The organism is Mucilaginibacter koreensis, assembly GCF_054783355.1.
Genome location: NZ_BAAGQS010000001.1, coordinates 33,857 through 47,176 on the forward strand (window position 1 = coordinate 33,857; position 13,320 = coordinate 47,176).

The window sequence follows — 13,320 nt, forward strand, 5'->3', positions numbered from 1 at the left end:
TGTAATGAATTCAGGGTGCAGAAAACGATTTATAATTATCTTTCGCAATATAACGATGACGCTAACCTCGTAGACCGTTTGATCGTTAGTGCATTCCTGCGTATTAACGAATTGCCAGTTTCCGTTAATACGTTGCTCAATTTTTACACGATCCAAGATACGTCCCAAGAATATCCTATCTTGACTGGCTTCCTTGAGGTAATCACGAAAAGTACGTCCGAATTAAATTTCGAGCACCTGATAGAATTATTTGAATTTGTGGTCTCACCTTCGGATAAGATAGTAAATGGGGCGGTTTATACACCTGAATATATCCGGACCTATATCATAGAAAGGACACTCCTCCCGGACTTGGCCGGGCAAGGAGATTGTAGGGTGGCAGATATCGCCTGTGGCTGCGGTGGGTTCTTATTAACCGCGGCGGAACGCCTGAAGAAACTTACGGGCCGATCTTATGAAACGATCTTCGCGCGGCATCTTTACGGTGTCGATATCATGCCTTATAGCATCAGCCGGACGCGGCTCCTCCTCAGCTTATTCGCATTTGCGAATGGCGAGGACCGGGAAGCATTCACCTTCAATTTATTCACCGGCAACTCATTGGATTTTGACTGGCCGCAAGCGCTTGGCCTGCCAGACTTCCCCGGCTTCCACAGCATTGTTGGTAATCCGCCGTACGTCGCCTCGCGCAACATGGATCAGGATACACTAACATTATTGACAGGGTGGCGGGTAGCCGCGTCCGGTCACCCCGACCTCTATATCCCATTCTTTCAGATTGGCTACGAACTGTTAAGACCCGGCGGGATACTGGGTTTGATCACTGTTAACACTTTTATTAAAAGTATCAATGGGCGGGCCTTACGTCAGTATTTCGAAGATGAACAAATTGGCCTAGAGATAATCAACTTTGGCGGGGAACAGGTTTTCAAAGATAGGAACACCTACACTTGCATTTGCTTTTTGCAACAAACTGCACAGCCGGGAATCAGCTATATCCGCTTCACTAGTCATGATCTTAAAAAATTGAATGCGCAAGATTTCGCTCCTTTCGGTTACGCAGAACTTAACCACATCGATGGCTGGAACCTCGTCAATTCACAGGCCACCTCCCGTTTACTGGCGCAAATTGAAGCTACCGGCTTGCAGTTCCGGCAATTGTATGATACCAAGAATGGTATCGCTACCCTGAAAAATAACGTGTATAAGTTCAAACCCCATTTCGAGGATGCAGTCTTTTACTACCTGACCGCTGATCCGGACGGCGATAAAATCGAAAAATCTATCTGCCGGAAGATCGTTAATGCTAACAAGTTGAAGAACGAAGCCGATATTCAAAAAATCACAGAACAGATTATTTTTCCATATACAATAGTTGCAGATGTCGTTACTTTGATCGATGAGCGAACTATGCAAAGAGATTTTGCTTGTACGTACCGATATCTTCAGAAACATAAAATTTTGCTTTCTAAACGGGATAAATCAAAAAAGACTTATGAAGCTTGGTATGCTTATGGACGTCGCCAATCTATGGATATTAAAGGCTTTAAATTATTTTTTCCACATATTTGTGAACGTCCGCGCTTCGTGATTTCCCAAGATACGGACCTGTTATTTTATAACGGCATAGCGGTTGTTTCTAACGACCTGCAAAAACTCCAGATTTTAAAGCGGTTAATGGAAAGTGAGCTTTTCTTTTTTTATATAAAGCATACAACCAAAGACTATGCATCCGGCTATATTTCGCTTAGCCGTAATTACTTGAAGAATTTTGGGGTTTATCAATTTTCTCCCGAGGAGACAACCGAGTTTCTTGAAACGCCGAACCCTGATCAGTATTTGCAGAAAAAGTACCGTATTAAGTTAGTTTGATCGCGAAGACTAATAGAGATCAATGCACCCATATCCTGAGTGGATAAAGAAGTGTGACTTCCGGCGGCCCAACCGCCCTAAACAAACCTTAACACTTTCGGGTGAAACATAATCATGGAACACAATGACCTATTTAAATTGACGATCCTAATTGCTGATGCCCTTTTATAACGGAAACTATAACAAGGAGGATAGTATGGTTGAGGTCTATGAATTTTGTACATTTTGTTCTGACGGCATTTCAGTTTGCTCCGTTACATTGAGATTTGCTATCCTCAGCAATGCGGCCAAAAGGAGATGCATTTTATCAATATTATACTGTGTTAAATTATAAAGGCTGTGCGCAACATTGTTTCTCATATTAATGCCTCCCTCATTGCCAAAAAGGTATTGGAAAAATTGAAGATCATCTTCGTCGAAATAAGCCCGGATAACTTCATTATCAAGAATATTACCCATGATTGCTTCCTGTGTACCTTTTTTGCCCCCGACCGTCGTTGAAATATTCAGCCTTTCGGCAAAATTTCGTAACAGCCCTTCAGATACATCCCCGGCCGTGCCAAGAAAGCTTATTCCGGCTGCAGGAGAATGTTTATAACGACATCAGGGAGGTAATCTATAATGTCGCAAGGGCTATGGAGCGGAAGCCTTCTCTATACCGAGGCAAACATGAAGAACATATACGAGATATGTTTCTGCTGTTTTTAGAAACCAGATATGACGCTACAAGTGGTGTGGGCGAGGCATTCAACAAAAGCGGGAAAACGGATATTTTGCTTAAATATGCCAAAGAGGGAACAAATATCTTTGTAGCTGAATGTAAAATTTGGAAAGGGCAGAAAAAGTTTGCGGAAGCCATCAGCCAGCTTTTAAGTTACCTGACCTACTGGGATAGTAAGACGGCGTTAATGACCTTTGTTCGCCAGCAGGATTTTTCAGCCGTATTGACCGCTGCAAGGCAATCTATTATGATGCAGGCTCATTTCAAAAGATTCGTGCGGGATACCTATAACAGCTCATTCGCTTTTGAGATCGCATCGCCGCAGGACCCACAAAATATTGTCGCGATGGAATTTATGTTCTTCCATTTTCCCGATTAATTTCTGCTGGCAATACCCGATCAGTTTGAATAAGCTTTACAGACCTTTTCAAACCCTTGCTTGTTTTCGTGTTCAAAATAATGATCTATATTTTTATAGCATTGCAATAGCACCGTTAAAAAATACTGGAGCTTTGGTACAAGTATTCCATCTTTTTGGCCGTCAAAGGAAAGGTTTTTAATATGGACCAATTGGGTTTTAGATGGCTTCTCTTCCTTGCTATCGTCAAAAAACAGGTCAAGATGATGATTGCATCTATGTAAGTTCTTATTTTTGTGCTTACAGATAGTATTGATAAAGTCAAAAATTTCCTGGACCGGATATTCTTTAATTTCCGGCAGCGAAAAAAGAAAGTTGCGTGCAGCTGTATTGCTTTTTTTATCCCTTGCAGGCAATCCTGCCGCTTCAATATAAAGGTCCTGGAAATCTGTAAGTAATTCTGAAATAACCAGCAACAGCCTCGTATAATACCTGAATAATTGCTTTGATTCTTCTTTGTTTTCTACGTGGCATTTGTCGAGTGATTCATCTCTCAGGATATCTGTAATGTTTGATGCCCAATCTCCCAGGCTACAAAAGATGCTCACATGCCCACAGTCGCTTTTCCTTTGCCAGCTACATTCAAAGGTTTCAGAAAGGTCGTCATTAGGAATTGAAGATATGTCGTCTGTAATAACTCTTTTAGTCTGTTTTATCCAGTAGGCAAGTGCATTTGCTCTTATTTCGTAAAAACGTGTCATCAGAATAATATTTAGTGTTGGATTGAAATAGCTGTTTAAAAGCACAAAGGCAAGTATCGATGCTGATCTTCAAAACGACTGTAAAAATACCCATATTTCACTTATAAGTAAAATCTTGTTTTGAAAAACATTCAGAATGTCGTATAATTGTGAATTATTCATATTTTTAAATGAAATTTAAACTGCATAAAATAGCGCAGCTAAGCGGAAGTAAGGCGTCGGTATATACCGTTACGCTGGATGGGGACGCTGGCTCACTATTTGAACAGTTTTTAATAGCAAACAAAGGCGAATTTCCTGCAGAAACGCAGGATCTTTTGCTCGCTTTGCGGACGATCGGCCACAAGACCGGGGCAAGGGTTGATTTCTTTAAAAAAGGAGAGGGAAGAATGGGGGACCATATTTCCGCTTTGTTTGATGTGCCGGAGCGTAAGCTAAGGTTATATTGCATCCAGTTCGGGATGGACTGTATCATTTTAGGTGGCGGGGGGCCAAAAACAACCCGCACCTGGCAGGAGGATACCGAACTGAGTCGTCAAATGCATTTATTAATGCAGGTGGCTGACAGAATACACCAGGGCTTTGCTGACAAAGAACTGGGCTGGGGGCCGGGGATGCGTGACATAACCGGCGACCTGGATTTTAAGGAGTATGATGATGACCAAGAATTTTGATAACGGTAATCTGGACTCAATCATCGATGAAATACTGGACAAGGTTGACCCCTTGGACAGCAAAAAGGTGGAGGACAGGTTATTACTCGCGGCAAGGATTGGAGACTTGATCGCGGAAAAGGGATTGTCGAAGAAACAATTTGCAGGACTAATGGGACAGGAACCATCAGTAGTCAGCAAGTGGCTAAGCGGTACCCATAACTTTACCCAGGACACCTTGTCGGCCATCAGTTTTAGGCTGAATGTTCCAATGGCGGAATTTTACAGGGAAAAGCAGGAGCCGATCGTTTTCCGGTCCTCATTTGGAGTGGCAGGACACATTGCCCCGCCAGTACAGCATTTTGGCGGCAACGCTTCTGTTTTAGTATATTATCCCGACAACTATCAAGTGCAATATCCGGGACTTGCTACTACATACGATCCAAAAGAATGGTTGGTTACAGGCTCGCTGATCCCACAATGTACGGATATTCAAAACTCCATATCATTAAGGACCGAAGTGCGTAGGGGAAAGCAAGAGCACCCAGAAATGAAGAAATATCAAAAAGCCTGATCATGAGCAAATTGAAAGAAACACCAAATACAGATGTTCGCATCATCCAGATCAAAGAACGCCTTTTCAAATTTGACGTGCCTGATGATTTCCAGGCGAAGGGGGATTTTCAATTTTTTGTAGCGCTGGAGATAGGTTTAAATCCGACAAAGCAAAAGTTTTTCGTGGATAATCGCATTGAGGTTCGCGCGGAGGCCGATGGCCCTGCTCTTTGTTCCCAGGACACAAGATACTATTTTGAGCTGGTATCACCCAAAACTTTGGAATCTCTGCCGGCTGATTTGCAGTTGGCTGTTAATACGATTGCAATCTCCACCTCCCGGGGGCTTTTATTCTCTCGTCTTCGTGGGACAGCCCTCCATAATGCCGTGCTGCCACTTATCGATGCATCTAACTTTTCTGCAAACGAAGTAAAATAAATTAAATGGACGAGAGGCACGAGATAATTAAGGCTTTCAATCAGGAGCTGTACAAAACCTATACGGATAGCGGGTTGACCTGTTTAACAGACGATAATTATACTTACAAAGGAATAAATGTGATTGCGGTCAATAACCCGGCTGTTGTAATGGCATCCAAAAACGGGCTGATCGACCGCCTTAACGAAGTTTGCGATGAACTGGGGATTGACAGGCAGGTTAAAAACCCGAATATCATGCAGCATGAACTGTTTGTGGCATCGGGGGATATTAAATATCGCACAGGGATCATTCATCTCTACCACCCTTATATAGTTGTCCTAAGTAATTCTTATGGATGGCTTGATGGCAAAAAACATTTTACCTACAGGCAGACAATGGAGGACGGCAGATTTAACCGGGAACTTCCGATAGCGTTTGAAAGCATCTACAAGTTTTGGCAGCGTATTGCAGATTACCTGTGTGTGTTTTTTCCTGAGCTATTATTGAAGTTAAAGGGAAAAACATTTTTTCAGCATCCCTTTGATCATATAAATTCTGTGTATCCTCACCTGGCGGCTTCGGAGAATTTTAAATGGCTGAATGAATTTATGGCCAACGAATACCCGTTATTCAATCAACACAGGAAATTTTTCGTTCATTATTCCGGGTACGACACTGATTATTTCAACAAATTCCTTTCATCAAAAGGGGCTGACGAGGCAGGTGTTAACTCGCTTGATCAGGAACGGCGTGACTGGCTACCCTATCTAAAAAGGCAATTGGAGCTTTGTAATGACGGTTATATTAAACTAATGAATTTTCTCAATGAGATCGAGATAACCCATGACTCAGACGGCAAGATCAAATATGATTTAAAATCTCCAACTGTGGCGTCCAACACCGCTCAATGATTTTCAGTTCCAATTATTGGCCTGATCCCCATAATAAATTGAGTTATCCTAAATTTTAATATAACTCCCAAGGCGAATTTACGGGGGAATCGCTTCCCCCTCAAAATTAATTAAATCTTAATGCATCCCCTCCGTGTACTGTAAATTCCTTGCAAAGGTTAAATGCGGCCTGTCCCCTGAGTTTTGCTGTTCCTTCAATGACCGACCTGAATTTGCAATTATATCACAATACGCAGGACTAGCGGATGAAAAAATTTCCAGATAATTTAGATATACCCATAGAGGTATTTTTTCCTGTCGATGATCATCAGTTAAATATTGACAATTTCAAAGCCAGGCAGAAAACAGAAGAATTAGATTTTCTGAATAGCTTCATCTTTGAAAAGGATAACGTAAGCCTAATGTATACCGAAACTAGGGAGAATTTTATGCTATTAGAATCGGGGACGGGGAATTAACAAATGTTGCGCTTAACATGAGTATCAATCAATAATAGATAACTATTTATTATCTATCAGCTACATCAAAATTGATAAAAATTAGAATTCTATTAAATATAGAGAGCAATATGATTTTGAATGTCAGCCATTCCGATGAAAATTGACCAGCTAAGATTTTAAGCTTTGACTATTCTTGCATTATAGGCATTGTCAATCAATGCTTTGAACAGAAACATTCTGAACTAATTAAAACTGTTATTCCGTGCATAAAAATCATGACACTTTTGATCCATTAAATGCAATGTATTATGATTCACAACACTTTCATCAATAAAAAATTCCTGCAGATAGTTAAGCCCCTGAAAACTACTGAAAATCAAGTAAGCCAAGCCCCAAGAGGTTCGATTTAAAAGTCTAATCAAAATACAAGAAATCAGTTCCGCGAATGTCGGGGCAAAGCGCTGTTGGCAATCGCCAGATTGCAGCAAAGATGTACGTTTGTCCACAAACGGATCTTTGCTGCCTGCCGCAGTGGCTTACCGGGGTTCGGAACTCACCCCTTTTACGAGTCTTTAAATACTTGTCTATGGAAGCATCGAACAACTCGAAAAAAGAAGAACGTTTCACTCATCCGGTCAGAACGAGGGTCACGCCTTCCGTTTATCAACGGCTGGAAAAGTTAATCGAAAAAGGTGATTGCCACAGTATCGGTGAGGTCAGCCGCAAGATTTTATCCAACGAACAGATCAAGATTTTTCATGTCGATGCCTCGCTTAACAGTGTGATGGAGGAGCTAGCGCTAGTCCGAAAAGAACTTAAGGCCATAGGTGTAAATATCAACCAAATCACTAAAGCATTTCATAGTAGCCGTAACGAAAGCGCCAAAAGTTTCTATGCGCTTAAAGTTGCTGAACGCTATGAAATTGTAGGAAAGAAAGTAGACGGCTTACTTGAGATCGTCGCCCAACTGGCAGAAAAATGGTTGCAAAAATCGTGAGCGGAAAGCAGATACGCGGAGTCTTAAATTATAATGAGAACAAAGTTGCTGCAGGCCAGGCACAGCTCATTATGGCCAGCGGTTTTGCCGGTGAAATTGAACGGATGAGCTTCGATAATAAACTTAAACGTTTCGAAAATCTCACAATGACAAATGAAAAAGTAAAAACCAATGCGTTGCACATCTCCTTAAATTTTGACGCCAGTGAAAAGCTGGATACTGGCACCATGCAGGCTATTGCTAACACCTACATGGATAAGATCGGATTTGGTGAGCAGCCTTTCCTGGTTTACCGGCATGGGGATGCGGCGCATAATCACATGCACATTGTTACGACTAATATTCAGCCTGGTGGTAAGCGAATTCCATTACACAATATAGGTCTCTTGGTATCGGAACCTGCCAGGAAAGAGATTGAGCAAGCGTTTAATCTTGTCCGGGCAGAAAGCAAAACATTCAAGCAGCAACCTGCCATAAGACCGGCTGATATTGAGAAGGCCATCTACGGTCATCTTCCAACCAAGCGGGCAATAAGTAATGTCGTGGGGGCTGTTATGAGGCAGTACAAGTATACGTCCTTAGCCGAATTCAATGCCGTACTCAGGCAGTTCAATGTTGTTGCCGACCGTGGCAAAGAGGAATCGATGATGTATCAGAAGAAGGGTTTGGTTTATTCGCTATTGGACAGCGATGGGAATAAGATTGGTGTGCCTATCAAGGCCAGTGCCTTTTACAGCAAACCGACTTTAATGAACCTTGAACAAAAATTCGAACACAATATAGAAAAACGCAAGCCTTACCGGGAGGGTCTCAAAGCAGCAATAGAAAAGGTCTTTCTAAACTTTAACAGTATCACAAAAGCCACTTTTATTGCTGAACTGCGAAAGCAGAACATTCTAGCCTCATTCAGGCAGAATGATCAAGGACTTACCTATGGTTTGACCTTCATTGATCATACCAATAAAACCGTATTTAAAGGTAGCGATTTGGGAAAACCCTATAGTGCAGGTGGTTTAATGCAACGGTTCGGCGACATGGACCAACCTATAGGATTGGCAAATAACAACTTTATCGGACAGACTTCTAAATCCAATTATCTTACTATCAAGGATGAGGAGCCAGAGACAAAGTATCTCCAACCGGATGCTTTTGAACGGCAACTAATGACCTTGATGGGTAATAATACAGAAGACGGCGCACCACTTGCGCCACTTAAGAAAAAGAAAAAACGAAGTCTCGGCCGATAACAAATTCTATTATTTACTAAGGAGGGCATATGCAAACCGGAGAAGATACACAAGGATTACGCAAGATCATCGACTTTACCCGCTTGATCAGCATATTCATTTTAGCCATACACTTTTATATTGCCTGCTTTGCTGCTTTTCAGCAATGGCACTTGACAGCAACGATAACAACGCGCATCGTGTCCAATATCGCCAGAACGGGGTTATTTAAGAATCTATGGAAGCCTAAACTAGCGGCGTTATTAATGTTACTGGTTTCGCTGATCGGAGCCAAAGGCAAGAAGGAAGAGAGCATTGATAAAGGGACAATTACCAGTTTACTGGCTAGCGGTTTACTGTTGTATTTGTTAAGTACCCTGTCTTTTTATTTAACTGCATCGGCAACAGTCGTAGCGATTTTATATATCGGTATTTCGACAACCGGATATCTGCTGATCTTAACCGGCGGTACGCTTTTATCACGGCTCATCAAAGTGGGACTTCAAACTGATATCTTCAATACTGAAAATGAGACCTTCCCCCAAGAGGAAAGGTTGTTGCAAAACGAGTATTCTATCAACTTGCCCGCCACTTACCAATTAAAGAAACAACTCCGCAAAAGCTGGATCAATTTTATCAATCCGTTTCGCGGACTACTGGTCATTGGCACTCCTGGTGCCGGCAAGTCCTATTTCGTTATCCGGCACATTATTACTCAGCATATTAGGAAAGGGTTTACGCTCTTTTTATATGATTTCAAGTATGATGACTTGACCAAGATTGCTTACAACACTTTACTGAATAATACTGGTGCTTACAAAATCCGGCCTAAGTTCTATGTGATCAATTTTGATGACCTGTCACGTACCCACCGCTGCAATCCATTGGACCCGCAAAGCATGGAAGATATCACGGATGCGACAGAAGCTGCCCGGACCATTATGTTAGGGCTGAATCGTGATTGGATCAAAAAGCAGGGCGACTTTTTTGTTGAGTCTCCTATTAACTTTTTGACAGCTGTTATCTGGTATTTGCGCAGATACAAGAATGGCCGTTATTGTACCTTGCCCCATGTCATTGAGCTTATGCAGGCCGACTATGACCCGCTGTTTGGTGTATTGCAGGAACAGGAAGAAATCAAGGTACTCATCAATCCCTTTGTGTCGGCATTCCGTAATAATGCAAAAGAACAACTGGAGGGGCAGATTGCCTCAGCGAAGATCGGTTTAGCTAGGTTAGCATCCCCACAATTATATTACGTTTTGTCAGGCAATGACTTCACCTTAGATGTCAACAATCCTAATGAGCCTAAGATTGTCAGCATGGGCAATAATCCGCAGAAGCTTCAAGTATATGGGGCTGTACTCTCCTTATACATATCCAGGGTCATTAAGCTGGTCAACCGGAAAAATCAGCAGAAATGCAGCCTGATCTTTGATGAATTTCCTACCATCTATTTTAATAATATGGATAGTTTGATTGCTACTGCACGATCCAATAAAGTAGCAACTACATTGGCGGTGCAGGATTACAGCCAATTGAAAAAAGATTATGGGCGGGAACAGGCAGAAGTCATTATGAATATAATTGGTAATGTTATTAGCGGCCAGGTTACTGGTGATACAGCCAAACAGCTTTCAGAACGTTTCGGCAAGATCATGCAGGATCGCACCAGTCTATCTATCAACAGCGATGATACTTCCACCAGTAAATCTTTACAATTAGAATACGCTATCCCAGCTTCTAAGATTTCCGGGTTGTCTTCCGGCCAGTTCGTTGGTATGGTTGCTGACGATCCTGAAAATAAGATTGCATTTAAAGTATTTCACAATGAGATACAAAACGACCATGAGGCTATTAAACGAGAAGAAGAGGCGTATCAACCGATTCCCGTTATTCAGGATGTTACCTCAGATTTGGTTCAAGATAACTATATTAAGATCAAAGATGATATTAAGCGCTTGTTGCTGGAAGAACTTACTGCTGTAAACGAAAAGAATAAAGCATTAGAATTAGAGGAAACAGAAACTCAAGTAATTGAGCCTGTGAATCAAAAGTCTAACCAGCATGTAATGATAAAGAACCGAACACAGGAAAATAATAATCCGGGGGCTATATCAATGTGATTGGAATGCCAAAGGATTTAATGTATTGGCTGTTATTTCGCAAGGAGACAAGTGAGATAATATTATATTATAACTATTGCATTAATGCTTTTGAACCACCTTATATTACAACTCAGACATAACTTTTAATACGTTAACGTCTAGCGCTTCGCAGACTTCGAGTAAAGTGGAATGCATATAATCTCTTCTTGCATTCTCAATTCGACTAATCTGTTCTGCATTCACACTGCACCTGTGTGCAAGTTCAACTTGAGTCCAACCCTTACTTAATCTGAGTGCTTTTACGTTATTTCCAATCACTGAATAATGTTTAAGAAATTTCTCCTTCATCAAGGGAATTTCACATCTTTTTTAAAATAATATCTTGTCAGTATTGACAAGATATTATTTACTTTGTATCTTAGCTAACATTAAGTTAATTAATATCTTATAAGAAATTAGGTTTTATAAACAAAAGAGTCTCGTTGCTCTTCCTTGACACCCAAGATGCGAGACGGTAAGTTTAAAGCCCATACCTTTGCTAATACTTTTGTATTTTGCGAAAGGGATGGGTCTTGCCGTAAATCCACTTCTTGGGGTGTCAACGAAGAGCAGTGGTGGGAAAGGCCCATCCTATTTTAACATTAAAGCGAGTCTCATTAAGTGATGCATAATGAGAAAAGAATTTAATAATAATAGTTCGTGCATCATCCCATGTGATGGAGGCAATTACGCTTCATCGTTTTCTTGTCAGATACAGTTAAATATTACCTTAAATAAGCTATTCAAAAATATAATCAAGGCCCCCGTTTGATTTAATTTTTAGCGGCGGCCGATGCATAGCTGATGAGTTAATATATAGTTTTCTTTCCCTTGCTGCCGCTTTCTTTAGATCTTTTATTAGGCAATGAGTTTGCCTCATCTCCATTAATCAAATCATGAAAAAAATAACGATATACATCGTACTGGCTGTGCTTTGCCTAAATTTTAGTGCATCGGCACAGGTTAACGAGGCTGTTGGTACTGGGGCTCGTGGCCTCCGGATCGGACAATCCGTGCCTGACATCACCCTCACTGGGTTTATTCACTATAAGGATCGGGCCGGTCGTCCGGCCGGTACCGCCCAACTTGCTGACTTTAAAGGCAAATTACTGATTCTCGACTTTTGGGCGACCTGGTGCAGTCCCTGTATCGCCATGATCCCCAGGATGGATAGCTTGCAAAAGCAGTTTGATGGCAAGATGCAGTTCTTGTCCGTGACCTATCAGTCCGCCAACGAGGTCAATGCTTTTATGGCAAAGTTCACTAGGCAGCAACACCGGACTTACGATATCCCTGAACTGGTTGGCGATAAAATATTAAACAATCTGTTTCCGCACAGCTCTTTGCCGCATTTTGTTTGGATCGATCCTGAAGGGATCGTACGGGCCATTACCGATCAGAATGCGGTGAATATGAAGAACATCAATGACCTAATACTGCATCAGGACATCAAAGCACCGGTAAAACAGGAGGTCGCCTTATTGCCCTATGACCGCTCCAAGCCCTTATTTGCCCATCAGAACACGGCGTTTGATTCCACCCTGATCTTCCGGTCTTCCCTGACAGGGTGCGTGGAGGGCTTACGGTCGGGCTATCATTATGACCTTTATCAACCGGGAAAATCCCGCCGGATCACCGCCAGGAACGTGCCCCTGATGGCCTTGTTCAGTAACGCCTATGCCGGTCAGTACAAGACGCTGGGCAACCATAAGATCTTACTCGATGTTCAGGATTCCGCTGCTTTGAATTCCTCCCGGACCGGCGCCGCTTATCATCAATGGCTGTTTGCGGGTCATGGCTATTGTTATGAACTGATCGTTCCGCCACGGCTGGCGCCGGATATCTTCTCCATCATGCAGTCAGACCTCAGCCGGCTGTTTCCGCAATACAAAGCGCGGGTGGAACTGCTGGAACGCGATTGCTGGGTACTGACCCGGACTGCTGCCACCGACAAGCTGAAAACCACCGGCAATAAACCCCATATCCAGGTCGATCGCTTTGGCTTCCAGATGAGCAATGCCACCTTGGATTATTTGATCGTACAGCTGGATTCCTTTTACCTCTCGAACACGCCCTACCCGGTAGTGGACGGCACCGGCTATGCCGGTAAAGTAGACCTCAGCCTGGACGCCAACCTGGGCAGTGTGGAGTCCCTTAATCAAGCCCTGGAAAAATATGATCTGAAATTCGTTTTGAAAAAAGCGCCCGTTGAAATGCTGCACATCAGCGACGACGACAAGGCTTTCTAACCTAATCTAT

14 protein-coding genes are annotated in these 13,320 nt (G+C 42.3%); 11 read left to right on the plus strand and 3 right to left on the minus strand.

From position 1 onward, the window contains the following. The first annotated feature begins 15 nt into the window (after nt 1-15). A complete protein-coding gene (locus tag ACYVNW_RS00150; protein ID WP_460677802.1) occupies nt 16-1,872 on the plus strand; it encodes an HsdM family class I SAM-dependent methyltransferase in 1,857 nt (618 codons plus the stop codon). 207 nt (nt 1,873-2,079) lie between these two features. Here the strand turns inward: ACYVNW_RS00150 and ACYVNW_RS00155 are convergent, their stop codons facing one another. Then, nucleotides 2,080-2,445: a DUF4209 domain-containing protein gene (locus ACYVNW_RS00155; protein WP_460680986.1), complete on the minus strand. Its 366-nt coding sequence runs from the start codon at nt 2,443-2,445 to the stop codon at nt 2,080-2,082. 62 nt (nt 2,446-2,507) lie between these two features. On the opposite strand from ACYVNW_RS00155, the gene ACYVNW_RS00160 reads away from it, so the two are divergent. Further along, nucleotides 2,508-2,972, plus strand: coding sequence for a hypothetical protein (locus ACYVNW_RS00160; RefSeq protein WP_460677803.1), 465 nt, complete (start codon nt 2,508-2,510; stop codon nt 2,970-2,972). A 20-nt stretch (nt 2,973-2,992) separates the two neighbouring features. Here the strand turns inward: ACYVNW_RS00160 and ACYVNW_RS00165 are convergent, their stop codons facing one another. Continuing rightward, nucleotides 2,993-3,712 (minus strand): hypothetical protein, encoded by a 720-nt coding sequence (locus ACYVNW_RS00165; RefSeq protein WP_460677804.1) that lies wholly within the window; start codon nt 3,710-3,712, stop codon nt 2,993-2,995. Between the two features lie 170 nt (nt 3,713-3,882). On the opposite strand from ACYVNW_RS00165, the gene ACYVNW_RS00170 reads away from it, so the two are divergent. The 8 genes from ACYVNW_RS00170 to mobC all read left to right on the plus strand — a co-directional run bounded on the left by ACYVNW_RS00170 (nt 3,883) and on the right by mobC (nt 11,040). Beyond that, nucleotides 3,883-4,386 carry a hypothetical protein gene (locus ACYVNW_RS00170; protein ID WP_460677805.1) on the plus strand — a complete coding sequence of 168 codons (504 nt, stop codon included), beginning with the start codon at nt 3,883-3,885 and terminating at the stop codon, nt 4,384-4,386. Beyond that, nucleotides 4,364-4,939 carry a helix-turn-helix domain-containing protein gene (locus ACYVNW_RS00175; RefSeq protein ID WP_460677806.1) on the plus strand — a complete coding sequence of 192 codons (576 nt, stop codon included), beginning with the start codon at nt 4,364-4,366 and terminating at the stop codon, nt 4,937-4,939. The genes ACYVNW_RS00170 and ACYVNW_RS00175 overlap by 23 nt, the downstream gene beginning before the upstream one ends. A 2-nt stretch (nt 4,940-4,941) precedes the next feature. Next, the gene (locus ACYVNW_RS00180; protein WP_460677807.1) at nt 4,942-5,358 is read left to right on the plus strand and encodes a hypothetical protein; all 417 of its coding nucleotides are present in this window, start codon (nt 4,942-4,944) and stop codon (nt 5,356-5,358) included. 149 nt (nt 5,359-5,507) lie between these two features. Continuing rightward, entirely contained in the window at nt 5,508-6,251 is a 744-nt protein-coding gene (locus tag ACYVNW_RS00185; RefSeq protein ID WP_460677808.1) for a hypothetical protein, read from the plus strand. A gap of 245 nt (nt 6,252-6,496) precedes the next feature. Continuing rightward, nucleotides 6,497-6,709 carry a hypothetical protein gene (locus ACYVNW_RS00190; RefSeq protein WP_460677809.1) on the plus strand — a complete coding sequence of 71 codons (213 nt, stop codon included), beginning with the start codon at nt 6,497-6,499 and terminating at the stop codon, nt 6,707-6,709. A 568-nt stretch (nt 6,710-7,277) separates the two neighbouring features. After that, on the plus strand, nt 7,278-7,688 hold the full coding sequence (locus ACYVNW_RS00195; protein WP_460677810.1) for a plasmid mobilization protein: 411 nt from the start codon (nt 7,278-7,280) through the stop codon (nt 7,686-7,688). Continuing rightward, nucleotides 7,670-8,935: a relaxase/mobilization nuclease domain-containing protein gene (locus tag ACYVNW_RS00200; RefSeq protein WP_460677811.1), complete on the plus strand. Its 1,266-nt coding sequence runs from the start codon at nt 7,670-7,672 to the stop codon at nt 8,933-8,935. The genes ACYVNW_RS00195 and ACYVNW_RS00200 overlap by 19 nt, the downstream gene beginning before the upstream one ends. A gap of 29 nt (nt 8,936-8,964) precedes the next feature. After that, complete coding sequence (mobC, locus tag ACYVNW_RS00205) at nt 8,965-11,040, plus strand: conjugal transfer protein MobC (RefSeq protein WP_460677812.1); 2,076 nt, start codon at nt 8,965-8,967, stop codon at nt 11,038-11,040. 105 nt (nt 11,041-11,145) lie between these two features. Here the strand turns inward: mobC and ACYVNW_RS00210 are convergent, their stop codons facing one another. Then, nucleotides 11,146-11,370: a helix-turn-helix domain-containing protein gene (locus ACYVNW_RS00210; RefSeq protein WP_460677813.1), complete on the minus strand. Its 225-nt coding sequence runs from the start codon at nt 11,368-11,370 to the stop codon at nt 11,146-11,148. Between the two features lie 587 nt (nt 11,371-11,957). On the opposite strand from ACYVNW_RS00210, the gene ACYVNW_RS00215 reads away from it, so the two are divergent. Further along, entirely contained in the window at nt 11,958-13,310 is a 1,353-nt protein-coding gene (locus tag ACYVNW_RS00215; protein WP_460677814.1) for a TlpA family protein disulfide reductase, read from the plus strand. Nucleotides 13,311-13,320: the final 10 nt, after the last annotated feature.